This is a genomic window from Pseudomonas sp. 9.1(2019) (genome assembly GCF_009910445.1).
Classification (GTDB): domain Bacteria; phylum Pseudomonadota; class Gammaproteobacteria; order Pseudomonadales; family Pseudomonadaceae; genus Aquipseudomonas; species Aquipseudomonas paraversuta.
Genome location: NZ_VBWF01000002.1, coordinates 331,302 through 356,218, shown reverse-complemented (window position 1 = coordinate 356,218; position 24,917 = coordinate 331,302). Strand labels below are relative to the sequence as shown.

Annotated in this window: 20 protein-coding genes; 12 read left to right on the top strand and 8 right to left on the bottom strand. The window is 59.0% G+C overall.

Going from position 1 to position 24,917, the window contains the following annotated elements; translation table 11 throughout:
* Nucleotides 1-72: 72 nt before the first annotated feature.
* The gene (typA, locus tag FEZ21_RS02265) at nt 73-1,893 is read left to right on the top strand and encodes a translational GTPase TypA (RefSeq protein WP_003438614.1); all 1,821 of its coding nucleotides are present in this window, start codon (nt 73-75) and stop codon (nt 1,891-1,893) included.
* Nucleotides 1,894-2,798: 905 nt separating this feature from the next.
* Here the strand turns inward: typA and FEZ21_RS02260 are convergent.
* Nucleotides 2,799-3,236 carry a YkgJ family cysteine cluster protein gene (locus FEZ21_RS02260; protein ID WP_029612548.1) on the bottom strand — a complete coding sequence of 146 codons (438 nt, stop codon included), beginning with the start codon at nt 3,234-3,236 and terminating at the stop codon, nt 2,799-2,801.
* Nucleotides 3,237-3,501: 265 nt separating this feature from the next.
* Here FEZ21_RS02260 and FEZ21_RS02255 point away from each other — a divergent pair, with 265 nt between their 5' ends.
* From FEZ21_RS02255 to FEZ21_RS02240, 4 genes are all read left to right on the top strand, one after another.
* Nucleotides 3,502-5,949 (top strand): glycogen/starch/alpha-glucan phosphorylase, encoded by a 2,448-nt coding sequence (locus tag FEZ21_RS02255; RefSeq protein WP_003438630.1) that lies wholly within the window; start codon nt 3,502-3,504, stop codon nt 5,947-5,949.
* A gap of 234 nt (nt 5,950-6,183) precedes the next feature.
* Nucleotides 6,184-7,194: a class 1 fructose-bisphosphatase gene (locus FEZ21_RS02250; RefSeq protein ID WP_003438633.1), complete on the top strand. Its 1,011-nt coding sequence runs from the start codon at nt 6,184-6,186 to the stop codon at nt 7,192-7,194.
* Between the two features lie 190 nt (nt 7,195-7,384).
* Nucleotides 7,385-7,639 (top strand): outer membrane protein assembly factor BamE, encoded by a 255-nt coding sequence (gene bamE, locus FEZ21_RS02245; protein WP_003438636.1) that lies wholly within the window; start codon nt 7,385-7,387, stop codon nt 7,637-7,639.
* A 19-nt stretch (nt 7,640-7,658) separates the two neighbouring features.
* Nucleotides 7,659-8,228: a lipocalin family protein gene (locus tag FEZ21_RS02240; RefSeq protein WP_003438640.1), complete on the top strand. Its 570-nt coding sequence runs from the start codon at nt 7,659-7,661 to the stop codon at nt 8,226-8,228.
* 49 nt (nt 8,229-8,277) lie between these two features.
* On the opposite strand, the gene FEZ21_RS02235 is transcribed toward FEZ21_RS02240, so the two are convergent.
* Nucleotides 8,278-9,666, bottom strand: coding sequence for an inorganic triphosphatase (locus FEZ21_RS02235; RefSeq protein ID WP_003438648.1), 1,389 nt, complete (start codon nt 9,664-9,666; stop codon nt 8,278-8,280).
* Between the two features lie 156 nt (nt 9,667-9,822).
* Here FEZ21_RS02235 and argE point away from each other — a divergent pair, with 156 nt between their 5' ends.
* Together argE and argA are read left to right on the top strand one after the other, a co-directional pair.
* Complete coding sequence (gene argE, locus FEZ21_RS02230) at nt 9,823-10,965, top strand: acetylornithine deacetylase (RefSeq protein WP_003438651.1); 1,143 nt, start codon at nt 9,823-9,825, stop codon at nt 10,963-10,965.
* Nucleotides 10,966-11,121: 156 nt separating this feature from the next.
* On the top strand, nt 11,122-12,420 hold the full coding sequence (argA, locus tag FEZ21_RS02225; RefSeq protein ID WP_003438654.1) for an amino-acid N-acetyltransferase: 1,299 nt from the start codon (nt 11,122-11,124) through the stop codon (nt 12,418-12,420).
* A 54-nt stretch (nt 12,421-12,474) separates the two neighbouring features.
* Here the strand turns inward: argA and gshA are convergent, their stop codons facing one another.
* The 3 genes from gshA to FEZ21_RS02210 all read right to left on the bottom strand — a co-directional run bounded on the left by gshA (nt 12,475) and on the right by FEZ21_RS02210 (nt 16,969).
* On the bottom strand, nt 12,475-14,058 hold the full coding sequence (gene gshA / locus FEZ21_RS02220; protein ID WP_003438657.1) for a glutamate--cysteine ligase: 1,584 nt from the start codon (nt 14,056-14,058) through the stop codon (nt 12,475-12,477).
* Nucleotides 14,059-14,264: 206 nt separating this feature from the next.
* Nucleotides 14,265-14,648 (bottom strand): PaaI family thioesterase, encoded by a 384-nt coding sequence (locus tag FEZ21_RS02215; protein WP_003438660.1) that lies wholly within the window; start codon nt 14,646-14,648, stop codon nt 14,265-14,267.
* Entirely contained in the window at nt 14,645-16,969 is a 2,325-nt protein-coding gene (locus FEZ21_RS02210; protein WP_003438664.1) for a Tex family protein, read from the bottom strand. The genes FEZ21_RS02215 and FEZ21_RS02210 overlap by 4 nt, the downstream gene beginning before the upstream one ends.
* 357 nt (nt 16,970-17,326) lie before the next feature.
* On the opposite strand from FEZ21_RS02210, the gene ompR reads away from it, so the two are divergent.
* Both ompR and FEZ21_RS02200 read left to right on the top strand, forming a co-directional pair.
* Nucleotides 17,327-18,067 (top strand): two-component system response regulator OmpR, encoded by a 741-nt coding sequence (ompR, locus tag FEZ21_RS02205; protein WP_003438667.1) that lies wholly within the window; start codon nt 17,327-17,329, stop codon nt 18,065-18,067.
* Nucleotides 18,068-18,178: 111 nt separating this feature from the next.
* Nucleotides 18,179-19,492, top strand: coding sequence for an ATP-binding protein (locus FEZ21_RS02200; RefSeq protein ID WP_003438670.1), 1,314 nt, complete (start codon nt 18,179-18,181; stop codon nt 19,490-19,492).
* A 95-nt stretch (nt 19,493-19,587) separates the two neighbouring features.
* Here FEZ21_RS02200 and rimK read toward each other — a convergent pair whose 3' ends face one another.
* Nucleotides 19,588-20,493: a 30S ribosomal protein S6--L-glutamate ligase gene (gene rimK, locus FEZ21_RS02195; protein WP_003438671.1), complete on the bottom strand. Its 906-nt coding sequence runs from the start codon at nt 20,491-20,493 to the stop codon at nt 19,588-19,590.
* Nucleotides 20,490-20,972 (bottom strand): ATP-dependent zinc protease, encoded by a 483-nt coding sequence (locus FEZ21_RS02190; protein WP_003438674.1) that lies wholly within the window; start codon nt 20,970-20,972, stop codon nt 20,490-20,492. The genes rimK and FEZ21_RS02190 overlap by 4 nt, the downstream gene beginning before the upstream one ends.
* Before the next feature lie 256 nt (nt 20,973-21,228).
* Here FEZ21_RS02190 and FEZ21_RS02185 point away from each other — a divergent pair, with 256 nt between their 5' ends.
* The 3 genes from FEZ21_RS02185 (at nt 21,229) to FEZ21_RS02175 (ending at nt 24,468) form a co-directional block, all read left to right on the top strand.
* On the top strand, nt 21,229-21,636 hold the full coding sequence (locus tag FEZ21_RS02185; RefSeq protein ID WP_160626360.1) for an RNA-binding S4 domain-containing protein: 408 nt from the start codon (nt 21,229-21,231) through the stop codon (nt 21,634-21,636).
* A 208-nt stretch (nt 21,637-21,844) separates the two neighbouring features.
* The gene (hslO, locus tag FEZ21_RS02180) at nt 21,845-22,747 is read left to right on the top strand and encodes an Hsp33 family molecular chaperone HslO (protein ID WP_160626358.1); all 903 of its coding nucleotides are present in this window, start codon (nt 21,845-21,847) and stop codon (nt 22,745-22,747) included.
* Between the two features lie 179 nt (nt 22,748-22,926).
* The gene (locus FEZ21_RS02175) at nt 22,927-24,468 is read left to right on the top strand and encodes a phosphoenolpyruvate carboxykinase (protein WP_003438681.1); all 1,542 of its coding nucleotides are present in this window, start codon (nt 22,927-22,929) and stop codon (nt 24,466-24,468) included.
* Nucleotides 24,469-24,534: 66 nt separating this feature from the next.
* Here the strand turns inward: FEZ21_RS02175 and FEZ21_RS02170 are convergent, their stop codons facing one another.
* Nucleotides 24,535-24,885, bottom strand: a complete 351-nt coding sequence (locus tag FEZ21_RS02170) for a DUF1493 family protein (RefSeq protein ID WP_160626356.1) — start codon at nt 24,883-24,885, stop codon at nt 24,535-24,537.
* Between the last annotated feature and the right edge of the window lie 32 nt (nt 24,886-24,917).

The window sequence follows — 24,917 nt, the reverse complement described above, 5'->3', positions numbered from 1 at the left end:
CTTGACCTGACTCTACTGTTAATCGCTGCCACGACCTGTCAGCACACCGAATCCTCTGATCGAGATACACAAGTGATCGAAAATCTACGTAACATCGCCATCATTGCTCACGTTGACCACGGTAAAACCACCCTGGTAGACAAACTCTTGCGTCAATCCGGCACTCTGGAACGCGGCGAGCTCAACGACGAGCGCGTGATGGACTCCAACGACCAGGAAAAAGAGCGCGGCATTACCATTCTTGCCAAGAACACCGCTATCAACTGGAACGGCTACCACATCAACATCGTGGATACCCCGGGCCACGCCGACTTCGGCGGTGAAGTAGAGCGCGTGATGTCGATGGTTGACTCCGTTCTGCTGCTGGTTGACGCTCAAGACGGCCCTATGCCGCAAACCCGTTTCGTGACCAAGAAGGCTTTCGAAGCCGGCCTGCGTCCAATCGTGGTTATCAACAAGGTTGACCGTCCAGGCGCGCGTCCGGACTGGGTTCTGGATCAAATCTTCGACCTGTTCGACAACCTGGGTGCTACCGAAGAACAGCTGGACTTCAAAGTGGTTTACGCCTCTGCCCTGAACGGTATTGCTGGTCTTGACCACACCGATATGGCTGAAGACATGACCCCGCTGTACCAGGCGATTGTTGACCACGTTCCGGCTCCAAAAGTTGACCGTGACGGTCCTTTCCAGATGCAAATCTCGGCACTGGACTACAACAGCTTCCTGGGCATCATCGGCGTTGGCCGTATCGCTCGTGGTCGCGTCAAGCCGAACACCCAGGTTGTGGCTATCGATGCTGACGGCAAGCGCCGTAACGGTCGTATCCTGAAGCTGATGGGTCACCACGGTCTGCACCGTATCGACGTTGAAGAAGCAGCTGCCGGCGACATCGTCTGCATCAGCGGCTTCGACCAGCTGTTCATCTCCGACACTCTGTGCGACCCACTGAACGTCGAAGCGATGAAGCCGCTGACTGTTGACGAACCTACCGTTTCGATGACCTTCCAGGTTAACGACTCGCCGTTCTGCGGCCGTGAAGGCAAGTTCGTAACCAGCCGTAACATCAAGGAACGTCTGGACAAAGAACTGCTCTACAACGTTGCTCTGCGCGTTGAAGAAGGCGACACCGCTGACAAGTTCAAAGTGTCGGGTCGTGGTGAGCTGCACTTGTCGGTACTGATCGAAACCATGCGTCGCGAAGGCTTCGAAATGGGTGTTGGTCGTCCGGAAGTAATCATCCGCATGGTTGACGGCGTTAAGCACGAACCGTACGAAAACGTAACCATCGACCTGCCGGAAGAATCGCAGGGCGCAATCATGGAACAGATCGGTATCCGTAAAGGCGATCTGACCAACATGGTTCCGGATGGCAAGGGCCGTGTTCGTCTTGAATACAACATCCCTGCACGTGGCCTGATCGGTTTCCGTAACGAGTTCCTGACTCTGACTTCGGGCGCTGGCATCCTGACCTCGATCTTCGACCGTTACGACGTGATGAAGTCGGGCGACATGTCCGGCCGTCAGAACGGCGTTCTGGTTTCGGTTGCTACCGGTAAGGCTCTGACTTACTCGCTGGAAACCCTGCAGGCTCGCGGCAAACTGTTCCTGGGTCACGGTGAAGACGTGTACGAAGGTCAAATCGTCGGCATCAACAGCCGCGACAACGACCTGGGCGTTAACCCAACCAAAGGCAAGAAGCTCGACAACATGCGTGCTTCGGGTAAAGACGAAACCATCGCTTTGGTTCCGCCTATCCGCTTCACCCTGGAGCAAGCTCTGGAATTCGTTCAAGAAGACGAATTGTGCGAAGTGACTCCTAAGTCCATCCGTCTTCGTAAGAAGATCCTGGGCGAAAGCGAGCGTACCCGCGCCAGCAAGAAAAGCAGCAAATAAGCTATTTATTTAGCTGAATAAAAAACGCCCCCGGCCTTGCGGTCGGGGGCGTTTTTTTGTGTCCGGGATTTGGGTGCAGCGCAGGCCAGGGATGGGGCGGGTTGCAGAGTCAGCATCGCCGGCAAGCCGGCTCCCACAGGTAATGGGTGCAGTGCAGGCCTTGTGGGAGATGGCTTGCCAGGGATGGGGCGGGTTGCAGGGTCAGCATCGCCGGCAAGCCGGCTCCCACAGATATTGGGTGCAGTGCAGGCCAGGGATGGGGCAGGTTGCAGAGTCAGCATCGCCGGCAGCCGGCTCCCACAGATATTGGGTGCAGTGCAGGCCAGTGATGGGGCAGGTGCAGGGTCAGCATCGCCGGCAAGCCGGCTCCCACAGGTAATGGGTGCAGTGCAGGCCTGATGGGAGATGGCTTGCCAGGGATGGGGCGGGTTGCAGGGTCAGCATCGCCGGCTGCCGGCTCCCACAGGTAATGGGTGCAGTGCAGGCCTTGTGGGAGCTGGCTTGCCAGGGATGGGGCGGGTTGCAGGGTCAGCATCGCCGGCAAGCCGGCTCCCACAGATAGTGGGTGCAGTGCAGGCCTTGTGGGAGCTGGCTTGCCAGGGATGGGGCAGGTTGCAGGGTCAGCATCGCCGGTAAGCCGGCTCCCACAGGTATCGGGTGCAGTGCAGGCCTGATGGGAGCTGGCTTGCCAGGGATGGGGCGGGTTGCAGGGTAAGCATCGCCGGCAAGCCGGCTCCCACAGGTATCGGGTGCAGCACAGGCCAGGGATGGGGCAGGTTGCAGGGTCAGCATCGCCGGCTGCCGGCTCCCACAGGTATTGGGTGCAGTGCAGGCCTTGTGGGAGCTGGCTTGCCAGGGATGGGGCAGGTTGCAGGATTATCATCGCCGCAAGCCGCCCCTTCGGGTCAAAACACCATCAGCTTCTCGCTGCTGTTTTTGCGTTCAACCGCTTTGGGCACATAGGCGCAATACCCCGGGCGCGGGCCTATCCGCGGGTGATTGCGGCAAGTGTCCGGGCGCTTCTCGTAAATGGTGCACATGCGCGACTTGCGATCCAGGTACAGGCAGTCGTTATTGCTCATGCGCTGCAGGGTGAAAATCCCGGACTTCTGGTTGAAGCGCTCCACGATCCCTTCTTTCTGCAGGCGCTTGGCAATGTTCTTCGGCGGATCGCCCATCTCGAACTCATCGACGATGCCGATACGGATCAGGTCTTTGATCTTGACCTCCACCGGCAGCGTGCAGCAGCTGGAAATGCAGGAGCCGCACATGGGCGCGGAGTATTTGGCCCAGGTATCGATACGGTCGATTTCCGCGGCGGCGATCAGGTTGGACTTCATCAGGCTTGTTTTCCGGCGTGCATCAGGGCGCGCGATCATACCGGGGTTGGTGAATCTGTGAACAACCATTTGCCGGTTTTTCGATCAGGGCCATGTTTTAAGGCGCCCTTTCTCGTATGCGCATCGTTTTGGGGCAATGTTCATTTCGTCAGTTTTTTTTATGGAAACCGCCATAAAAGCCCGAATCAAAGCGTTTAGTTCCTGTCGAAAGGTCTAGGCTGAATCCACCCGTTCTTCAAATCGCTCCATCTCGCTCGAGGTTGTATCGATGCCCCAGGAACCGCTTGTTCGTGACGCACAGGTGGCGGCTTTTCGGGCCGCCGTAGTAGCCAAACTGACTTACGCGGTGGGCAAGGACCCGGAACACGCGTTTGACCATGACTGGTTTGAAGCCATTGCACTGGCTGCCCGCGACCATATGGTCGAGCACTGGATGGACCACACGCGGCAGATTTATCGCAAGGATCAGAAGCGGGTGTATTACCTGTCGCTGGAGTTTCTGATCGGTCGCCTGCTTTATGACAGCCTGAACAATCTGGGGCTGCTGGAGGTGGCGCGTGAGGCGATGACCGGGCTTGGGGTCGATCTGGAACGTATCCGCCTGCTGGAGCCCGATGCGGCGCTTGGCAACGGCGGGCTGGGTCGGCTGGCTGCCTGTTTCATGGAAAGCATGTCCACCCTGAGCGTTGCCGCCCACGGCTACGGCATCCGTTATGAGCACGGACTGTTCCGCCAGAGCATCGTCGACGGCTGGCAGCAAGAGCAAACCGAGAACTGGCTGGACTTCGGCAACCCGTGGGAGTTTGAGCGCGCCGAAGTGACGTACTTGATAGGTTTTGGCGGAGCGGTTGAAACCCGGCAGGATGAACACGGCCAGTCACGCCAGGTCTGGGAACCCAGCGAGACGGTGCGGGCCATCGCCTATGACACACCCGTCGTCGGCTGGCGCGGTGCCAGTGTCAACACCTTGCGCCTGTGGCGGGCCAGGGCCCTGCATGACTTGAACCTGGGGCGTTTCAATGCCGGTGACCATTTGGGTGCAGTGGCCGAGGTGGTGCGTGCCGAAAGCATCTCCCGTGTGCTGTATCCGGCAGACAGCAACGAGGCCGGGCAGGAACTGCGCTTGCGCCAGGAGTTTTTCTTCGTCTCGGCTTCGCTGCAGGATCTGTTGCGCAGACACCTGCACGTTCACGACACGCTGCTGAATCTGGCCGAGCATGTTTCCATCCAGCTCAACGACACTCATCCCTCGATCGCCGTTGCGGAACTGATGCGCATCCTGGTTGATGAACACGGCATCGAGTGGCCGACGGCCTGGAAAGTCACCGTCGATACCTTGTCGTACACCAATCACACCCTGCTCCCCGAAGCGCTTGAAACCTGGCCTGTGGGGTTGATGGAGCGCATGTTGCCGCGTCATATGCAGATCATCTACTTGATCAACGGCTATCACATCGACTCACTGCGCAACCAGGGGGTGCATGATTTCGATGTGCTGCGTGCCGTGTCCCTGATTGAAGAAGAGCATGGCCGCCGGGTGCGGATGGGCAATCTGGCGTTTCTCGGTTCCCACAGTGTCAACGGCGTTTCCGGACTGCACACCCAGTTGATGCGCAGCACGGTGTTCTCCGAGTTGCACAAGCTTTACCCGGACCGGATCAACAACAAGACCAATGGCGTTACTTTCCGCCGCTGGCTGTTTCAGGCCAATCCGCCATTGACCGTTATGCTGGTTAACGCGCTGGGGCCTGATGTCCTCGATGAAACCGAGCACAAGCTGATCAAGCTGGAGCCTTTTGCCGAGCGCGCAGATTTCCGCAAGCAATTCGCCGAGCAGCGTCTGCAAAGCAAATGCACGTTGGCAGCGCTCATATATGAGCGGCTGGGGGTGGTGGTCAATCCTGAAGCGATGTTCGATGTGCAGGTCAAACGGATTCACGAGTACAAGCGCCAACTGCTCAACCTGTTGCACACCGTTGCGCTGTACCAGGCCATTCGTGCCGAACCGGGCAACCACTGGGTACCCCGGGTCAAGATTTTCGCGGGCAAGGCGGCGGCCAGTTATGAGCAGGCCAAGCTCATCATTAAACTGGCCAATGATATTGCCCGTACTGTGAACAACGACCCGACCGTGCGCGGCCTGCTCAAAGTGGTATTTATCCCCAACTACAACGTCAGCCTGGCCGAGAGCATCATTCCGGCAGCTGACTTGTCCGAGCAGATATCCACTGCGGGCTACGAGGCATCGGGTACCAGCAATATGAAGTTCGGTCTCAACGGGGCGCTGACCATCGGCACCATGGACGGAGCCAACGTGGAAATGTGCGAACGGGTGGGGGCCGATAACATGTTTATTTTCGGCCTCAGTGCGGAGCAGGTCGAAGCCCGCAAGCGTAATGGCGAGTTTCACGCCGGGCCCGATATTGCAGCCTCACATCGACTTGATGATGTATTGCAGGCCATACGCGGCGGGGTCTTCTCCCACGATGATCCGGCGCGATACACCGGTTTTGTCGATTCGCTGATTGATTACGACCGGTTTCTGGTCTGTGCCGATTTCGATGCGTACTGGGCGGCCCAGATGCGGGTCGAAACCCTGTGGCATGACACGGACGCCTGGTGGCGCAAGGCGGTACTGAACACGGCGCGCATGGGCTGGTTCTCCTCGGACCGGACCATTCGCGAGTATGCGACTGAAATCTGGAAAGCCATGTAGAGCGCTTGCAGTCGCTGCCGCAGGCTGCGATCGAGACCGCCGGGCCCGTGCTTTCAAGAGCCAGGCCCCTGCGGGACGTATCGCAGCCTGCGGCAGCGGCTACAGATTTTTGCCTGATTTAAGGATTCAGCTGAACCCGCTCGGCCGGTTCTGAGTCTGATTAGAAGATTTGCACGGCAACACGCGTTAAACTGCGCGGGTTTTTCGCCCCCTCCCCATTGTTCGGAGCCTTACATGTCCCGCGTTACCCTGAGTCGCTATTTGATCGAGCAGACCCGCAGCAACAACACTCCTGCTGATTTGCGTTTCCTCATCGAAGTGGTGGCGCGTGCTTGCAAAGAGATCAACCACGCCGTGTCCAAAGGCGCCCTGGGTGGTGTTCTGGGCAGCATGGGCACTGAAAACGTACAAGGTGAAGTGCAGAAGAAACTCGACGTGATTTCCAACGAAATCCTGCTCGAAGCCAACGAATGGGGCGGTCACCTGGCCGGCATGGCGTCCGAAGAAATGGACAATGCCTACCAGATTCCGGGCAAATACCCGAAAGGCGCCTACCTGCTGGTTTTCGACCCGCTGGATGGTTCGTCGAACATCGACATCAACGCGCCGGTCGGCACTATCTTCTCGGTACTGCGTTGCCCGAACGAATATCTGACCCAGAACGAGCCTTTGAATGAAAAGGCCTTCCTGCAGCCAGGTACACAACAGGTAGCGGCCGGTTATGCCATTTACGGCCCTCAGACCATGCTGGTACTGACCCTGGGTGACGGCGTCAAAGGCTTCACTCTGGATCGCGAAATGGGCAGCTTCGTGCTGACCCACGAAGACATCACCATTCCTGAAACCACTCAGGAATTCGCCATCAACATGTCCAACCAGCGTCACTGGGAAGCTCCGGTACAGCGCTACGTCGACGAGTTGCTGGCTGGCGAAGAAGGGCCGCTGGAAAAGAACTACAACATGCGCTGGGTTGCCGCGATGGTTGCTGACGTACACCGGATCCTGACCCGTGGCGGTCTGTTCATGTACCCGCGCGACAGCCGCGAGCCGTCCAAGCCGGGTAAATTGCGTCTGATGTACGAAGCCAACCCGATGTCGTTCCTGGTGGAGCAGGCGGGTGGTGCGTCCACTGACGGCCACCAGCGCATCCTCGACATCCAGCCGGAAGGCCTGCACCAGCGTGTAGCAGTGTTCCTGGGTTCGAAAGAAGAAGTGGCGCGCGTGACCTCGTACCACGCCAAGTAAAACCCCGCGTTACCCTCCTGTAGGAGCGAGCCTGCTCGCGAGCTTTTCAAACAGCTCGCGAGCAAGCTCGCTCCTACAGTTGTTTCCGGCCCTGGAACAAATCCCCCGCCCTCCGGGAACCACCCCGCACTTTTCTCTTCTAAGCTTGCATCAGGCGGCTCGGCCGACTTTCTCAATCAGGAGCTTTTCCATGAAGTTGCGTTCTTTGGCGATGTTGTCGTTCTGCGTTTTGCTGGCGGCATGCAGCAAGGTCAATCAGGAAAATTACGCAAAACTGTCGGCCGGCATGACCAAGGCCGAGGTCGAAAAACTCTTGGGTAGCCCGACCGATTGTTCCGGTGCACTGGGTATGTCGAGCTGCACCTGGGGTGACAAGACCAGCTTTATCAGCGTGCAATATGCGGGCGATAAAGTACTGATCTTCTCGGGTCAGGGTCTGAAGTAAGGATTAAGGAGCGTTTGCGATGAAAGGTCTTTTAGCTTCGCTCGGCGCTGCGCTGCTGTTGGCCGGATGCGCCACTTCCGACACTGATTCGCTGGCCCCCAAAACCGTCGAAAGCGTCGATCTCAAGCGTTATCAGGGCACCTGGTACGAACAGGCAAGGTTGCCGATGTTCTTCCAGCGCAACTGTGCACAATCCGAGGCGCACTACAGTCTCAAGCCGGACGGTAACGTTGCAGTACTGAACCGTTGCCGGACTGCAGAAGGCAAGTGGGAAGAAGCCACGGGCACAGCGACGCCCCAGGTTGCGGGGAAAACCGACAAGCTGTGGGTCGAGTTCGACAACTGGGTGTCATCCCTGCTGCCGGGGGTGACCAAGGGCGATTACTGGGTGTTGTACCTGGGGGATGGCTACAGCACGGCGCTGGTGGGTAATCCGGACCGGCGTTATTTGTGGCTGCTGTCACGCAAGCCGCAGATCGATCAGCAAACCCGTGAGGAGTTGCTGAACAAGGCTCAACAACAGGGCTATGACACCACACGGCTGATCTGGCGTACCCCTGACGCGGACATGCCCAAAGGCACGAAGTAGGGCTGCAGCTGCAGGAGCGAGCAAGCTCGCTCCTGCAGGGGCCGGGTACTTAGCCGCGCAGCAGGGTTTTCCAGGCGCGGTTCTGGTACACCGCAATCGCTTGCTGCTTGCGAGCGTTGAGCAGCAAGTCGTTGCTCTCGGCATCTTCAGAGATTGGCTGGTTGGCCAGTTCCTGCAGTTTGTTCATTTCGCCGTACAAACGATCGATTTCCGGGATTTCCAGCACGTTACGCGCCAGGCGCAGCCATGCCTGAATCCGTTCGATGCGTGGCAGTTGCTCGGCCAGATCTTCGGGTTGTTGCTGGTAGCGGTTCAGACGCAGGGCGATGGCTTCGTCCGACAGCAGACGCGGCAACCAGCTGGCCAGCTGCGCAGCACCCTGGCGATTGCCACGGGTTGTGCCGCGATCAATGGTCCAGCTGCGGGCCATCAACCAGCGCGAGGTGTTCAGCGAGAACTGACCCCAGCGTGGATCTTCCAGCTCTTCCAGGAACTGCTCCGGCGCGGCTTTACGCACGTCTTCGTCGTCCTGGCCGATTTGTACCAGCGGGCGCCAGTCTTCAAGCAAGGCATCGAGCTCGGCACGCAACGCGCTGGTGGACTGACGTGGTGCGGCCTGACCCAGGCTGCTGACCAGTGCCCGCAGGTCAGTCAGTTGCTGAACCCAGTCTTGCAGCAAACGCCAGTGGCCATTGAAACGGTACTGCTCGGCCAGACGCTGGCTGCTGCCCAACAGGTGCCAGGCCAGCGCAGCAAAGGCGTCGTCCAGCGGTGTTTGCGGGGTCAGAACAGGTGCCGGCAGGCTGACGGCATAGCTGTTGGCGTCGAACAGGCGATAGCCGCGTTCTGCCTTGCTGATGTCGCATGGCATCAGGGCCAGCTTCTCGGCCAGCTCGGCTGCCAGTTCCAGCAATGCAGCCGGCTCGCCTTCGCGCAGTTCGAGTTCCAGCTCGCAGATTTCTTCTTTCTGCTTGCCGGCAATCACATGGCCGAAGTCCAGCGCCGCTTCGATCACGACTTTGGCTTTGCCGCGGCCCCAGGAAATTTCAGCGCGTTCGCGGACAAAATCTGTGGTGAAGATCGGTTTCAGGGTTTTCTTGTCCAGCTCGGCCAACTCTTCGGGCCAGCATTCGCCGTCGAGTTTTTTGGTGTCGAGCTTGGCTTTCGCCAGCTTCCAGTCGTATTCGTTACGCTCCGACAGCCCGGCAATGCTCTGGCCGCGGGTCTTGAGGGTCTGGATAACTTCTTCGCCATCACGGCGCAGGCGCAGGGCAACCTTGGCCTTGGCCAGGTCGCGCTCAGGCGTGTCGAAGTACTGGTTCAACAACTCACGGCTTTCCCAGCCACTTTTGTTGCGCTTTTTCAGCAGTGGGTGCTCGCGCAAGGCGGCGAGGGTTTCGCGGCTGACGCGGAGTTTGATTTCAGTTTCTTTTTGCATGGCCGGAAAATCCAGGATCGGTGCGCAGCCGGGAAAAGTGTGGCTGCCAAGGCCGTGCAGTGTACAGGACAAGCCGCCCCGGCGCGTCGCACGGGTTTATTCTGCCTGCTGGATGGCTCTATGATGGGCCTCGCCCAGCCAACAGGAAGTCAGCGCATGCCTTTACCTTCCATGAAAGAGCAGTTCGCTGCCTTGATCGGCACCGCGTCGGTCAGTTGCACCCAGCCCCATCTGGATCAATCCAATCGAGGGGTGATCGACTTGCTGGCGACCTGGCTCGCCGAGCTGGGTTTCAACTGCGATATCCAGCAGGTCAATCCGGGCAAGTTCAATTTGCTCGCCAGCTTTGGCAGCGGCCCCGGCGGGCTGGTACTGGCGGGGCATAGCGACACCGTGCCCTACGACGAAGCGTTGTGGCAGACCGATCCACTGAAGCTGACGGAAGTCGACAATCGCTGGGTAGGCCTTGGCAGTTGTGACATGAAAGGTTTTTTTGCGCTGGTGATCGAGGCTGTGCGTCCGCTGCTTGATCAGCCGTTCAAACAGCCACTGCTGATTTTGGTCACGTGTGACGAAGAAACGTCGATGGCAGGCGCCCGGGCATTGGTCGAAGCCGGACGTCCCCTCGGGCGCGCTGCCGTGATCGGGGAGCCTACCGGGCTCAAGCCGATCCGCATGCACAAGGGCGTGATGATGGAACGCATCGATATTCTGGGGCGCAGCGGCCATTCATCGGACCCTGACCTGGGCCACAGTGCGCTGGAAGCCATGCACGATGCCATCAGCGAGCTTAAAGGCCTGCGCCAGCAATGGCTCAACGAGTTTCGCAACCCGCAGTTCAGCGTGCCGCAACCGACCCTGAACTTTGGCTGCATTCACGGTGGCGACAATCCCAACCGGATTTGCGGTCAGTGTTCGCTGGAGTTTGACCTGCGGCCTTTACCGGGCATGAACCCGAACGAGCTGCGGGCAATCATTCGCAGCAAGCTGCAGCCATTGGCGGAGCGGCATCAAGTGCAGATCGACTTCGCGCCGATTGCCGGTGGTGTGCCGCCATTTGAACAGGCTGCCGACGCTGAATTGGTGCGGGTAGCCGAGCGCCTCACCGGGCATCGCGCGCAAGCAGTGGCGTTTGGTACCGAAGCGCCTTATCTTCAGCAACTTGGCTGCGAAACCATAGTGCTGGGCCCCGGCGACATCGCCTGCGCCCATCAACCGGGAGAACACCTGGAAATGTCACGTTTGCAGCCGACAGTTCGTCTATTGAGTCAGCTGATCGGACACTATTGCCTGACCTAGCAAAAAGGTGGGGGCTGGCAAGCCAGCTTCTCGCCATTTCCATACACAAGGAGAACACGCGTGTTGCCAAGTATGTTTCGACGATAACCACCAGCCCGTTGTGCGTTCGCTGTTTTTGCCCTTTTCAGGCTGCTCATTTTTTTACAGGCTCTGGTTATGCACGATTACGTTAACTGGCTGCGTCATGCTTCCCCTTACATCAATGCTCACCGCGACTGCACATTCGTCGTCATGCTCCCCGGCGACGGTGTGGCGCATTCCAATTTTGGCAACATAGTTCACGACCTGGTGCTGTTGCACAGCCTGGGCGTGCGGCTGGTGCTGGTCCATGGCTCGCGCCCGCAAATCGAAAGCCGGCTTGAAGCCCGTGGCCTGGTGCCGCGTTACCACCAAGGCATGCGCATTACCGATGCGCCGACCCTGGAGTGTGTAATCGACGCCGTCGGCCAGCTGCGAATTGCCATTGAAGCGCGCCTGTCGATGGACATGGCCTCTTCGCCGATGCAGGGTTCACGCCTGCGGGTGGCGAGCGGCAACCTGGTCACGGCGCGCCCGATCGGTGTGCTCGAGGGTGTGGATTATCATCACACCGGCGAAGTGCGCCGGGTCGACCGCAAGGGCATCAACCGCCTGCTGGACGAGCGCTCGATCGTGCTGTTGTCACCGTTGGGCTACTCGCCGACAGGGGAGATTTTCAACCTGGCTTGCGAAGACGTCGCTACCCGCGCCGCTATCGACCTGGGGGCTGACAAGCTGCTGTTGTTCGGTGCCGAATCGGGCCTGCTCGACGAGACCGGGCATCTGGTCCGTGAGTTGCGTCCGCAACAGGTACCGGCGCACATGAAGCGTCTGGGTAGCGATTACCAGGCCGAACTGCTGGAGGCGGCTGCCGAGGCCTGCAGTGGCGGCGTGGCCCGTAGCCATATCGTCAGCTACGCCGAAGATGGCGCGTTGCTGACCGAACTGTTTACCCGTCACGGCGGCGGTACGCTGGTGGCCCAGGAACAATTCGAAGTGACCCGCGAAGCGGCGATTGAAGACGTGGGTGGTTTGCTCGACCTGATCAGCCCGCTGGAAGAGCAGGGCATTCTGGTACGCCGCTCGCGCGAAGTGCTGGAGCGCGAGATCGAGCAGTTCAGTGTGGTTGAGCGTGAAGGCATGATCATCGCCTGTGCGGCGCTGTATCAGATTGCCGATTCGGATGCGGGGGAGCTGGCGTGTCTGGCGGTGAATCCTGAGTATCGCCATGGCCGTCGTGGCGACGAGCTGCTGGAACGCATCGAAAACCGTGCCCGGGCCCAGGGGCTAAAAACCCTGTTCGTGCTGACCACCCGCACGGCCCACTGGTTCCGCGAACGTGGCTTTGAGCCGAGCAGCGTCGAGCGACTGCCGGCAGCGCGTGCGTCGCTATACAACTTTCAGCGTAATTCCAAGATATTCGAGAAGGCGCTGTAACCCGCGCTCCCTCACCCCGGCCCCGTCTCAAAGGACAGGGCCGGGTAAGGGCTTTTAGTTACTGATCGCCAGAATGCTCGCCTGATACGAGGCGACGAACAAATCAAAATCCCCGACTTCGTTCTGTTCCAGTTCGGTTTGCTGTACCAGCGAACTGCGGGCCTTTTCTTCGAATGCCGCCTGGTCTTCAGCACTCAGCGGCTCGTTACGGAAGAACTCGGCATGGGCCAGGCTTTGGCGCATCGAGAACTGGGAGAAGCTTTCCTTGTGCTCGATCATGCTGGCCAGGACTTTGGCTGAAGGCGTCAGTGACACGTCATTGACCTTCGCCAGCTGTTCGTCCAGCGCCTTGCTGTGGGCGTCGCCGCCATGGCTTGCATCGAGCAGTGCGGCCAGTGGCGCAATCTGTTCCAGCAGTTCTGCCGCCCATTCCTTCATGTCGACCGGCTGGCCATTGCGCTGCAATTGCAGGCCCGGACGGCGACCTTCCTTGACCACGCTGAGGAAGTTCGATGAGCAATCACTGCAGGTCGTAGTGTCGAATTGCGGGCTTTCCTGGAACGCGCAATACAGCAGGAACGCATCCAGAAAACGTGCTTCAGGCAAATCGATGCCCACGGGCAGGAACGGGTTGATGTCGAGCAAGCGCACTTCTACATACTGCACGCCACGGGACACCAGGGCCTGAATCGGCCGTTCGCCGGTGTAGGTCACGCGCTTGGGGCGGATGTTGGAGTAGTACTCGTTTTCGATTTGCAGGATGTTGGTATTGAGCTGCACCCATTCGCCATCTTTGTGGGTGCCGATCTCGACATAGGGCGCGTAAGGCGTGGCCACAGCTTTGCGCAGGCTGTCGGTGTAGCTGTTGAGGTCGTTGTAGCAGGGCGTCAGACCGGCCTGGGCGTTGCTCTGGTAACCCAGGTCGCTCATGCGCAGGCTGGTGGCGTAGGGCAGGTACAGCGTATCGGCATCCAGCTGTTCCAGCTGATGGGAACGGCCGCGCAGGAAACCCGCATCCAGCGCAGGGGAAGCGCCAAACAGGTACATCAGCAGCCAGTTGTAACGACGGAAATTACGAATCAACGCGATGTAGGCGTTGGACTGGTAGTCGCGATCGGTGCCAACAAAGCCTTCATCCTTCATCAGCACCGGCCACAGTGTTTCAGGCAGGGAGAAGTTGTAATGAATGCCGGCGATGCACTGCATGGTCTTGCCGTAACGCAGAGCCAGGCCCTTGCGGTACACGTACTTGAGCTGTCCGATGTTGGAGGTGCCGTAGTAGGCAATCGGAATATCTTCTTCGGCCGGCAACGGGCACGGCATCGAAGGACTCCACAGGTACTCGTTGCCGAGTTTGCTGTAGGCAAAACGGTGAATCTTGTCGAGGCTGGCCAGCGTCTCTGCCGGATCAGGCAGGGCCGGGGTGATGAACTCCAGCAGCGACTCGGAATAGTCGGTGGTGATTTGATCGTTGGTCAGTGCCGAGCCCAGTTCTTCGGGGTGCGGGGTCTGCGCCAGGCGGGCATTGGCCGTAACGCGCAGGCATTCGCGCTCGATACCGTGCAGGCACTGCTCCAGCAGTGAGAGGTTAGCGCGCTCGCTGAGCAGAGCCAGGCGGCGGTTGAGAAGTTGGCTCAAGTTGGATTCCTTCACGCGTCAGTCGCCCCAATATGGGGGTGGTCAGGACGGTCTACAAGGGTGAAGTTGAAACTGGCGTTGTCGCCTGGCTTGTAATGTGTCGCCCGTCTTTGTTTCGGTCCCGGCGCTTCAAGCGAATTCCGGCACTGCATCAGGGCCTGTTGCCCCTTGCAGCGCCGAAATTAACTCAATTCACCTGCCGGCGGCTACAGGACGGCGAAGGTGCCTTGGGCTTTCGCCACCAGTTTGTCGCCTTGCAGCACGTCTGCCTCGACGACCAGGGTGCGCCTTCCGGGGTGAATGACTTTGGCGATGCACAGTACTTCGCCTTCGGACACTGCCCGGATGTAGTTGATTTTGCACTCGATGGTCACGCTCTGCTGGTCAAAGCCATGGACGCTGGAACACGCCAGCCCCATGCTGATATCCACCAGGCTGAACAAAACCCCGCCGTGCAGTTTGCCGCCCCGGTTGCGCAGTTGCGGTTCCAGGCTTAGTGCAACCTGCGCAATACCGTCTTGCACCGACTGCACGCGGCAACCGATCAGCTCGCTGAAGGCGCTTTGGGTCAGGCCGTCGGGGAGCGTCATGGGCGTTTTTTCAACTGTTTGGCGTTGGCAAACAGCGATGCCATCGCGTTATTGGCCGGGGCCGCAGCCACGGTTTCCTTACGCGGCGCAGTGTTTTGCTGGCGCGGTGCCGAACCCGGACGCGCGCCACGAGCCCCGTCGATCTTCTCGCCGGGGGTGTCGCTCATGCGCATCGACAGACCCACGCGTTTACGTGGAATGTCGATTTCCATGACCTTGACCTTGACCACGTCACCGGCTTTTACGGCTTCACGCGGGTCCTTGATGAATTTCTCGGACAGGGCCGAAATATGCACCAGGCCGTCCTGATGGACGCCGATATCGACGAAGGCACCGAAGTTGGTCACGTTGGTCACCACGCCTTCCAGAATCATCCCCAGTTGCAGGTCCTTGAGGTCTTCGACGCCTTCCTGGAACTCGGCAGTCTTGAACTCGGGACGCGGATCGCGGCCAGGTTTCTCCAGCTCCTGGAGAATGTCGGTGACCGTCGGCAGGCCGAAGGTTTCGTCAGTGAATTTCTTCGGATCAAGACGCTTGAGAAAGCTCGCGTCGCCGATCAGCGAGCGAATGTCGCGCTCGGTGTCCGAGGCAATGCGCTTGACCAGCGGGTAGGCCTCGGGGTGAACCGCAGAAGCGTCCAGCGGGTTGTCGCCATTCATTACCCGCAGGAAACCGGCAGCCTGTTCGAAGGTTTTTTCGCCCAGACGGCTGACTTTTTTCAGTGCCGCGCGGGTTTTGAACGCGCCGTTTTCATCGCGATGGCTGACGATGTTTTGCGCCAGTGTGGCATTGAGCCCCGAGATGCGGGCCAGCAGCGCCACCGATGCGGTGTTCACGTCAACGCCCACGGCGTTTACGCAGTCTTCAACCACGGCGTCCAGGCCGCGTGCCAGCTTGAGCTGGGATACGTCGTGCTGGTACTGGCCGACACCGATGGATTTAGGATCGATTTTCACCAGCTCTGCCAGCGGATCCTGCAGGCGGCGGGCAATCGACACCGCGCCACGGATCGATACGTCGAGGTCGGGGAATTCCTTGGCGGCCAGTTCTGACGCCGAGTACACCGAAGCACCGGCTTCAGACACCATCACTTTGGTGACTTTCAGAGCCGGGTATTTTTTGATCAGATCAATCACCAGCTTGTCGCTTTCGCGGCTGGCGGTACCGTTACCGATGGCGATCAGTTCGACCGAGTGCTTGGCGCACAGGGCGGCCATGACGGCGATGGTTTGATCCCACTTGTTGTGCGGCACGTGCGGGTACACGGTGGCGTATTCGAGCATTTTGCCGGTGGCATCGACCACGGCAATCTTGCAGCCGGTACGCAGGCCCGGGTCCAGGCCCAGGGTTGCGCGCGGGCCGGCAGGTGCGGCCAGCAGCAAGTCATGCAGGTTGTGGGCGAACACGTTGATGGCTTCGGTTTCTGCCCCGTCGCGCAACTCACCCAGCAAGTCGGTTTCAAGGTGGGTGTAAAGCTTGACCTTCCAGGTCCAGCGCACCACTTCGCCCAGCCATTTGTCAGCCGGGCGGTTCTGGTTTTGCAGGCCGAAACGCTCGCTGATCATCATTTCGCCGGGGTGCATGGTGCCCGGCAGCTCTTCGCCGACTTTAAGCGAGGAGCTGAGAATGCCTTCGTTGCGGCCACGGAAAATCGCCAGCGCGCGGTGCGACGGCATGCTTTTGAGCGGCTCGTCGTGTTCGAAGTAATCGCGGAACTTGGCGCCTTCCTCTTCTTTGCCGGGAATCACCCGGGCGCTGAGGATCGCTTCCTGTTTCAGGAAACTGCGCAGTTTATCCAGCAGGCTGGCGTCTTCGGCGAAGCGCTCCATGAGGATGTACTTGGCGCCGTCGAGTGCTGCCTTGACGTCTGCCACGCCTTTTTCAGCATCGACAAAACGTGCTGCTTCGATTTCAGGGGTTTGCGTCGGGTCGTTGAACAGGCCGTCTGCCAGTTCACCCAGGCCCGCTTCCAGGGCGATCTGACCCTTGGTGCGGCGCTTCTGTTTGTACGGCAGGTACAGGTCTTCAAGGCGGGTCTTGGTCTCGGCGAGTTTGATGTCGCGGGCCAGTTCCGGGGTTAATTTGCCTTGTTCTTCGATGCTGGCGAGGATGCTGATACGCCGTTCGTCGAGTTCACGCAGGTAGCGCAGGCGTTCTTCCAGATGACGTAACTGGGTGTCATCCAGGCTGCCGGTCACTTCCTTACGGTAGCGGGAAATGAAGGGTACGGTGGAGCCTTCATCCAGAAGCGCGACGGCCGCTTCGACCTGCTGCGGGCGCACGCCAAGTTCTTCGGCGATGCGGCTGTTGATGCTGTCCATAAAACCACCTGACAAATTGTGAAGCAGGCTCGCATGCCCGGGTTTCTTGGCTTGCGAGGCTGGTTGAGCGACCTTAACGGGGCCGCTGCCTGGGCCAAAAGGGCGGCCTGTTGACCCGCGAAATCAGCACATTACGCCAGGACTTGAAAAAATAAATTCTGGCGCGATCTTTGAAAATCCAAGGTTGCCCGACACAAAAGGCGGCGCATTATAACCAGCGTTCCCGAATTCAGGGGGCTACGCTACGGCGCACATTGGTCTGCGTGCTGTTCGCGGAGGAAAAATCTGCTAACAATGCACTCCATGCGCATGACAGCAGCTAAGCCATAATGCGCGCCGAGATCACAGGAGCATCTAATGAGCAGCATTGCACAAGCGGCAGAAGGCGAAAAAATTCTCATCGTTGACGACGATCCGGGGCTGAGCAGCCTGCTGGAACGTTTCTTCGTCAGCAAGGGCTATCGCGCCCGCGCTGTGCCGAACGTGGAACAAATGGACCGTTTGCTGGCCCGCGAGGTATTCAACCTGGTGGTGCTGGACCTGATGCTGCCCGGTGAAGACGGGCTGTCCGCTTGCCGCCGCCTGCGTGCTGCGGGCAACCGTGTGCCGATCATCATGCTGACCGCCAAAGGTGACGAACTGAGCCGCATCAAGGGCCTGGAACTGGGCGCGGACGATTATCTGGCCAAGCCGTTCAACCCTGACGAGCTGATGGCGCGGGTGCGTGCGGTATTGCGTCGTCAGGCAGCGCCGGTACCGGGTGCACCGGGCAGCGAAGACGAAAGCGTTACCTTTGGTGATTACGAGTTGTCGCTGGCAACCCGCGAACTCAAGCGTGGCGATGAAGTTCACATGCTCACCACCGGCGAGTTCGCCGTGCTTAAAGCGCTGGTCATGCATGCCCGCGAGCCGTTGACCCGCGACAAGCTGATGAACCTGGCCCGTGGCCGTGAATGGGATGCCCTGGAGCGTTCCATCGACGTTCAGATTTCCCGCTTGCGCCGCATGATCGAACCTGACCCGTCCAAACCGCGCTATATCCAGACTGTCTGGGGCGTAGGCTATGTGTTCGTGCCGGACGGCAACGCGACCAAGTGACGGATCATTTGTAGGAGCGAGCCTTTCCGGTACCCGGATGCCCGAAGGCTCGCGATTCCAAATTTTGCGAGCCTCACAACTCGCTCCTGCAAAGTGTTAAGACGGCTGTCTATGAAAACCCCTCTGTGGTTCCCCCAAAGTTTTTTCTCCCGCACCCTGTGGCTGGTCCTCATTGTCGTACTGTTCTCCAAGGCCCTGACCCTGGTTTATCTGCTGATGAACGAAGACATGCTGGTCGACCGCCAGTACAGCCATGGCGTGGCTTTGACCCTGCGCGCCTATTGGGCAGCCGATGAAGAAAATCGCGAAAAAATTGCCGATGCGGCCGGTTTGATCCGGGTGGTCGGCGGTGGCGTACCTGAAGGCGAGCAGCACTGGCCGTACAGTGAGATTTATGAGCGCCAGATGCAGGCAGAGCTGGGTGCCGATACCGAAGTTCGCTTGCGCATGCATGCGCCGCCCGCGCTGTGGGTACGTGCCCCGAGCCTTGGCGATGGCTGGCTGAAAGTGCCGCTGTACCCGCATCCGTTACGCGGACAGAAAATCTGGAGTGTGCTGGGCTGGTTCCTGGCCATCGGCCTGTTATCGACGGCGTCGGCATGGATATTCGTCAGTCAGCTCAACCAGCCGCTCAAGCGTCTGGTTTATGCCGCCCGGCAACTGGGGCAGGGGCGCAGTGTACGGCTGCCGATCAGTGATACACCGAGCGAAATGACCGAGGTGTACAGCGCCTTCAATCAAATGGCAGAAGATGTGGAACAGGCTGGCCGTGAACGCGAGCTGATGCTCGCCGGGGTGTCCCACGACCTGCGAACGCCGTTGACCCGCTTGCGCCTGTCTCTGGAGCTGATGGGCAACCACAGCGACCTGTCCGACGACATGGTGCGCGACATTGAAGATATGGACGCGATTCTTGATCAGTTCCTGGCCTTTATCCGTGACGGGCGCGATGAGCCGGTCGAAGAGGTCGATTTGTGTGAACTGATTCGCGAAGTCGTGGCGCCTTACAACCAGAACGAACATCAAGTGAGTTTGCGCCTGCAGCCGATTCAGCCGTTTGCGCTGCGTCGGGTCTCGATGAAGCGCTTGCTCAATAACCTGATCGGCAATGCCTTGCACCATGCGGGGGATAACGTGGAAGTGGCCGCCTACGTCTCCGGCGACACCAGTGCGCCGTATGTGGTGCTGAGTGTGATGGACCGGGGGGCGGGCATCGACCCTTCAGAGCTTGAAGACATCTTCAATCCGTTTATCCGCGGTGACCGTGCGCGTGGCGGCAAGGGGACAGGTTTGGGCCTTGCCATCGTCAAGCGCATCGCCTCCATGCACGGCGGCAATGTTGAACTGCGTAACCGTGCCGGCGGAGGCCTTGAGGCCCGGGTGCGATTGCCGCTGGGCCTGATGTTGCCCAGAGGGGCGGTTTAAAGCCTTCGGCCTGTCTGCAGGAGCGAGTTTGCTCGCGAGCTTCTAACCGCTCGCGAGCAAGCTCGCTCCTGCAGAGTTGTCAGGGGTGGCTGCTTTCAACCTTTCCCTTTGGTCCGGGTCATGTGCGGCGTGCTGTTTTTTTCCAGATGCTCAATGATGAGCCCGGCCACATCCTTGCCAGTGGTGGTTTCGATCCCCTCCAGCCCGGGCGAGGAATTCACTTCCAGCACCAGCGGGCCGTGGTTGGAGCGCAGGATATCGACCCCGGCCACACTCAACCCCATGACCTTGGCCGCACGAATGGCGGTCATGCGTTCTTGCGGGGTGATCTTGATCAGGCTGGCACTGCCTCCGCGGTGCAGGTTGGAGCGGAATTCACCGGGCTTGGCCTGGCGCTTCATGGCCGCAATCACCTTGTCACCCACCACGAAGCAGCGGATATCCGCACCGCCGGCTTCCTTGATGTACTCCTGCACCATGATGTTCTGTTTGAGGCCCATGAAAGCCTCGATCACAGACTCGGCCGCGGTGGCGGTTTCACACAACACCACGCCGATACCCTGGGTGCCTTCCAGGACCTTGATCACCAGCGGTGCACCATTGACCATCTCGATCAGGTCCGGAATATCATCCGGCGAGTGGGCAAAGCCTGTCACCGGCAAGCCCAGGCCGCGGCGCGACAACAGTTGCAGCGAGCGCAACTTGTCTCGCGAGCGGGCGATTGCCACCGATTCGTTGAGCGGGAAAACCCCCATCATTTCGAACTGGCGCAATACCGCGCAGCCATAAAACGTGACTGACGCACCAATGCGCGGGATCACCGCATCAAAGCCTTCCAGCGGCTTGCCACGGTAATGGATCTGCGGCTTATGACTGGCAATGTTCATATAGGCGCGCAGGGTATCGATCACTACCATTTCATGGCCTCGTGCGATACCGGCTTCAACCAGACGACGAGTGGAATACAGACGCGGGTTACGCGACAGCACAGCGATCTTCATGCAACACCTGTGGCAGAGGTAGTAGTGACCGGAAACACCGGCTTGTCTTGTACGTATTTAAGCTCTGGATTGACCACCAACTGGCCGTCGATCAGCGCTTTTGAGCCCAGCAGCAAGCGGTAACGCATGGATTTGCGGCAGGCGAGGGTGAACTCCACCGACCACACCCGATCACCCAGTGCCAGGCCGGTGCGGATCACATAACGCACTTGGGTATGGCCGTTGGAGCTTTTAATGGTTTTTATCGCCACCAGCGGCGCTTCGCACCGGCGGTGGCGTAGTTGTACCAGCGTTCCCAAATGGGCATTGAAACGTACCCACTCGACACCATCACGCACAAACGGCTCGATTTCAGTGGCGTGCAGGCTGGAGGTACTGGCACCGGTGTCGATTTTCGCCCGCAGGCCCGCGACTCCCAGATCGGGAAGCGCCACCCACTCGCGCAGACCGACAACGGTCAAATGGTCAAAAGTCTTCAATATAAGTAACCGGCGATTAACGTATCCAGGCCGCAGGGCAGACCCTGCAGGTAAAACAATCGGCGAACGCCGATTCGAAAGCATAAAGTCGGTATTCACGCAGAATATCCGGTAAATGGCGACAGTTATCTGCGCGTACGCTGTGCTGTGTTTTCAGCACAGGTATTGCAGCAGACGGAATTCTATCGAGCGGGTTCCTTCTTTGGATCATCAAAAGACGTAGTACAGTTCCGAATATCTGGTGAAGGGGGTTCCAATGGCGCAGAAACAGGAAGAGGACGACAAGGTCCGTCTGGACAAGTGGCTATGGGCTGCACGTTTTTACAAGACCCGTGCATTGGCCAAGACCGCCATTGAGAGCGGCAAGGTGCACTGCCGTGGTGAGCGCTGCAAACCGAGCAAAGAGCCACGGATTGGCGACGAGCTGCAAATCCGTGTAGGGCTCGAAGAGCGGACTGTGGAGGTCAAAGCCTTGTCGGTGGTGCGCCGCGGCGCTCCTGAAGCGCAACTGCTGTACGCCGAAACCGGGCAGAGCATTGCCAAGCGCGAAAGCCTGGCAGCGATGCGAAAATCGGGGGCGATGGGCATTATCAGCGATGGTAAACCAACCAAGAAACAACGCCGCCAGTTGCATCAGTTTCATGATTCTGGCACCGCGGATTAGCTCTGTGCCCTATATCAATCCTTGTGGGAGCCTGGCTCCCGCAAGGGCTGCCTGGCCGTCAATGGCTCACCGACCGTGCGTCGTGTCTGGCTAGCCGGGGGCTTGTAACCATTCATGTGTGACGCCATATAGGGCTATTAGCCTTAATATCTGCAGTCTGTTTACAGGCTCGAACACATTTAGTAACCACTTTTAGAATCTTATTCCTATGTCCGACTTAAACAAAACCGATGCCACCCAACGCTTCATGTTCGACACCTGTGATGCCCGCGGCGAGCTGGCTTCGCTGGAGCACAGTTACGCTGAAGTGCTGGCCAAACATAATTATCCGCTGCCGGTCCAGCAGTTGCTGGGTGAGCTGATGGCAGCGGCTGCGTTGCTGGTGGGCAACCAGAAAATCGATGGTCTTCTGAGCCTGCAGGCGCGCTCTGAAGGTCCGGTACCACTGCTGATGATCGAGTGCACCAGCGACCGTGAAATTCGCGGTATTGCCCGTTTTGACGCCGAGCGGATTGCCCCGGATGCGACCCTTGCAGACCTGCTGCCCAACGGCGTACTGGCCATTACTATCGATCCGACCGTTGGCAAGCGTTACCAGGGCATTGTGGATCTGAACGGCGAAACCCTGGCGGATTGTTTCACCAACTACTTTGTCATGTCCGAGCAAGTGCCGACCCGCTTCTGGCTGGTCGCGGATGGCAAACGTGCCCGCGGCATGTTCCTGCAGCAACTGCCGGCCGACAAAACCAAAGATGAAGATGAGCGCGTAGACAGCTGGAACACATTGCTGGCGCTGGGCGATACCCTCAAGGCTGAAGAATTGTTGAGTCTGGACAACGAAACCATCCTGCATCGCCTGTACCACGAAGAAACCGTGCGCCTGTTTGACGACGAAACCGTTGTTTTCAAATGCAGCTGCTCCCGTGAGCGCTCGGGCACTGCATTGACCAGCCTGGGTCTTGAAGATGCGCAGAATCTGGTCACCGAACATGGCGGCCATATCGAAATCGACTGCCAGTTCTGCAATGAGCGCTACCTGTTCGATGCTGCCGATGTGGACCAATTGTTCTCCGGTGCCGGTATAAAGTCGCCTTCCGACACTCATCACTAAAACGTTTCAGCCCAGGTGAAACACCTGTCAAACCCCGTTCTTGCGCGGTTCTGACAGGTGGGCCCTACTTTTTTTGGGCATTTCTGGCATAATCCGCCCCACTTTTTTCGCGGTAGTAGTGCAAACTTTTCTACTACAAAACGTTTGGCGCACTCGGCCAATGGCCGACGGGGAACCTCATGACGCAAGCTAATAACGCCGTGTACACCGATCTGAGCATCGACGATCTGGTCAAAGAAGCCCTGAGCCGTGGTGAAGGCGAGCTTGCCGACAATGGCGCACTGGTAGTTAAAACAGGCCACCGTACAGGCCGTTCGCCAGCTGACCGCTTCATTGTTGAAGAGCCGACTACTCAGGCTGCCATTGCCTGGGGCGCGATCAACCGCAAGTTCCCGGCTGACAAGTTCGATGCTCTGTGGGACCGCGTCGAGGCGTTCAACAATGCGCAGGAACACTTCGTTTCCCACGTTCATGTAGGTGCTTCCGAAGACCACTACCTGGCCGTGAAGATGACCACCCAGACTGCCTGGCAGAACCTGTTCGGTCGTTGCCTGTTCATCAACCCGGCTCAGTACAACCCGGCCGGTCGTGAAGAATGGCAAGTGCTCAATGTGGCCAACTTCGAATGCGTGCCAGAGCGTGACGGCACCAACTCCGACGGTTGCGTGATCCTCAACTTCGCCCAGAAAAAAGTGCTGATCGCCGGTATGCGTTACGCCGGTGAAATGAAGAAAGCCATGTTCTCGGTACAGAACTTCCTGTTGCCGGCTGCCGACGTGCTGCCGATGCACTGCGCCGCCAACATCGGTGAAGCAGGCGACGTGACTCTGTTCTTCGGCCTGTCCGGTACCGGTAAAACCACCCTGTCCGCCGATGAAAGCCGTTACCTGATCGGTGACGACGAACACGGCTGGGGCGAAGGCGTGGTGTTCAACATCGAAGGCGGTTGCTATGCCAAGTGCATCGACCTGTCCGAGAAGAACGAGCCGGTTATCTGGAAAGCCATCAAGCACGGTGCGGTGCTGGAAAACGTTGTCATCGACGACGCCAAGCACCCTGACTATGCCGACGTCAGCCTGACCCAGAACAGCCGTGCAGCCTACCCGCTGGAGCACGTTGCCAAGCGTTCCGAGAAGAACCTGGGCGGCGAGCCAAACGCTGTGATCTTCCTGACCTGCGACCTGACTGGCGTACTGCCTCCGGTTTCGATCCTCAGCGAAGAGCAGGCGGCTTACCACTTCCTGTCCGGCTACACCGCGCTGGTGGGCTCGACTGAAATGGGTTCGGGCAGCGGCATCAAGTCGACTTTCTCCACCTGCTTCGGCGCACCGTTCTTCCCGCGTCCGGCTGGCGAATACGCAGAGCTGCTGATCAAGCGCATCCGTGGCTTCGGCTCCAAGGTTTACCTGGTTAACACCGGCTGGACCGGCGGCGGCTACGGCGTTGGCAAGCGTTTCAACATCCCGACTACCCGCGGCGTGATTGCAGCAATCCAGAGCGGCGCTCTGATCGGTGCAGAAACCGAGCACCTGGACACCATCAACCTCGACGTGCCATTGACCGTACCGGGCGTTGACACCGAGCTGCTCAACCCGCGTAACACCTGGGCTGACAAAGCTGCCTACGACGAAGCTGCCAAAGCCCTGGCCGGCCTGTTCGTAGAGAACTTCAAGAAGTTCGACGTCAGCGACGCGATCAAGGCTGCCGGCCCTAAGCTGTAAGCTTGCGGTCAGCTGTTTGATCCACGAAAAAGCCGCCTGCAAGGGCGGCTTTTTTCTGCCTGGAATTTAGCCTTCCAGGGTGTGCGTGTCCCACTGCCCGCTGTTTATCGCCGCGTACAGCATGCCGATGGTCAGGGGCACTTTATTGCCCCGGCCCTTGGCATCGCGCTTGAAACGCGGATCGTTGCCTGCCGGCTGGAAATAGCGGTAGGCATCGTAGTCCGCCAGGTCCAGACCGAAGTGCTCCTCGAGGACTTCCATCAAATGCAGGGCGTCGCTGCCGTTACAGCCCAGGTCAAGGTTGATCGATGTCTTCAGGCTGACAGTCTTGTGTTCCGGCAGGCCGATTTCTTCATGCAGCAGTTGCACCAGCTCGCGCAAGGTCGGGTTATCTGGCAGGTCGGCGGCGAGTTTCATGGCGGCAGTCTCCGTATGGCAGTTTGGGCGAG

Bases quoted from the DNA above. Each gene is read 5' to 3' on its own strand.
- rimK (WP_003438671.1), bottom strand. From the start codon at position 20,493: ATGAAGATCGCTGTGCTGTCGCGTAACCCGCGTCTGTATTCCACTCGT.
- FEZ21_RS02215 (WP_003438660.1), bottom strand. From the start codon at position 14,648: ATGACGCTCCCCGACGGCCTGACCCAAAGCGCCTTCAGCGAGCTGATC.
- bamE (WP_003438636.1), top strand. From the start codon at position 7,385: ATGAAGTTGCGTTCTTTGGCGATGTTGTCGTTCTGCGTTTTGCTGGCG.
- FEZ21_RS02175 (WP_003438681.1), top strand. From the start codon at position 22,927: ATGACGCAAGCTAATAACGCCGTGTACACCGATCTGAGCATCGACGAT.
- FEZ21_RS02250 (WP_003438633.1), top strand. From the start codon at position 6,184: ATGTCCCGCGTTACCCTGAGTCGCTATTTGATCGAGCAGACCCGCAGC.
- FEZ21_RS02235 (WP_003438648.1), bottom strand. From the start codon at position 9,666: ATGCAAAAAGAAACTGAAATCAAACTCCGCGTCAGCCGCGAAACCCTC.
- FEZ21_RS02255 (WP_003438630.1), top strand. From the start codon at position 3,502: ATGCCCCAGGAACCGCTTGTTCGTGACGCACAGGTGGCGGCTTTTCGG.
- FEZ21_RS02210 (WP_003438664.1), bottom strand. From the start codon at position 16,969: ATGGACAGCATCAACAGCCGCATCGCCGAAGAACTTGGCGTGCGCCCG.
- FEZ21_RS02185 (WP_160626360.1), top strand. From the start codon at position 21,229: ATGGCGCAGAAACAGGAAGAGGACGACAAGGTCCGTCTGGACAAGTGG.
- argE (WP_003438651.1), top strand. From the start codon at position 9,823: ATGCCTTTACCTTCCATGAAAGAGCAGTTCGCTGCCTTGATCGGCACC.
- ompR (WP_003438667.1), top strand. From the start codon at position 17,327: ATGAGCAGCATTGCACAAGCGGCAGAAGGCGAAAAAATTCTCATCGTT.
- argA (WP_003438654.1), top strand. From the start codon at position 11,122: ATGCACGATTACGTTAACTGGCTGCGTCATGCTTCCCCTTACATCAAT.
- FEZ21_RS02200 (WP_003438670.1), top strand. From the start codon at position 18,179: ATGAAAACCCCTCTGTGGTTCCCCCAAAGTTTTTTCTCCCGCACCCTG.
- hslO (WP_160626358.1), top strand. From the start codon at position 21,845: ATGTCCGACTTAAACAAAACCGATGCCACCCAACGCTTCATGTTCGAC.
- FEZ21_RS02170 (WP_160626356.1), bottom strand. From the start codon at position 24,885: ATGAAACTCGCCGCCGACCTGCCAGATAACCCGACCTTGCGCGAGCTG.
- FEZ21_RS02240 (WP_003438640.1), top strand. From the start codon at position 7,659: ATGAAAGGTCTTTTAGCTTCGCTCGGCGCTGCGCTGCTGTTGGCCGGA.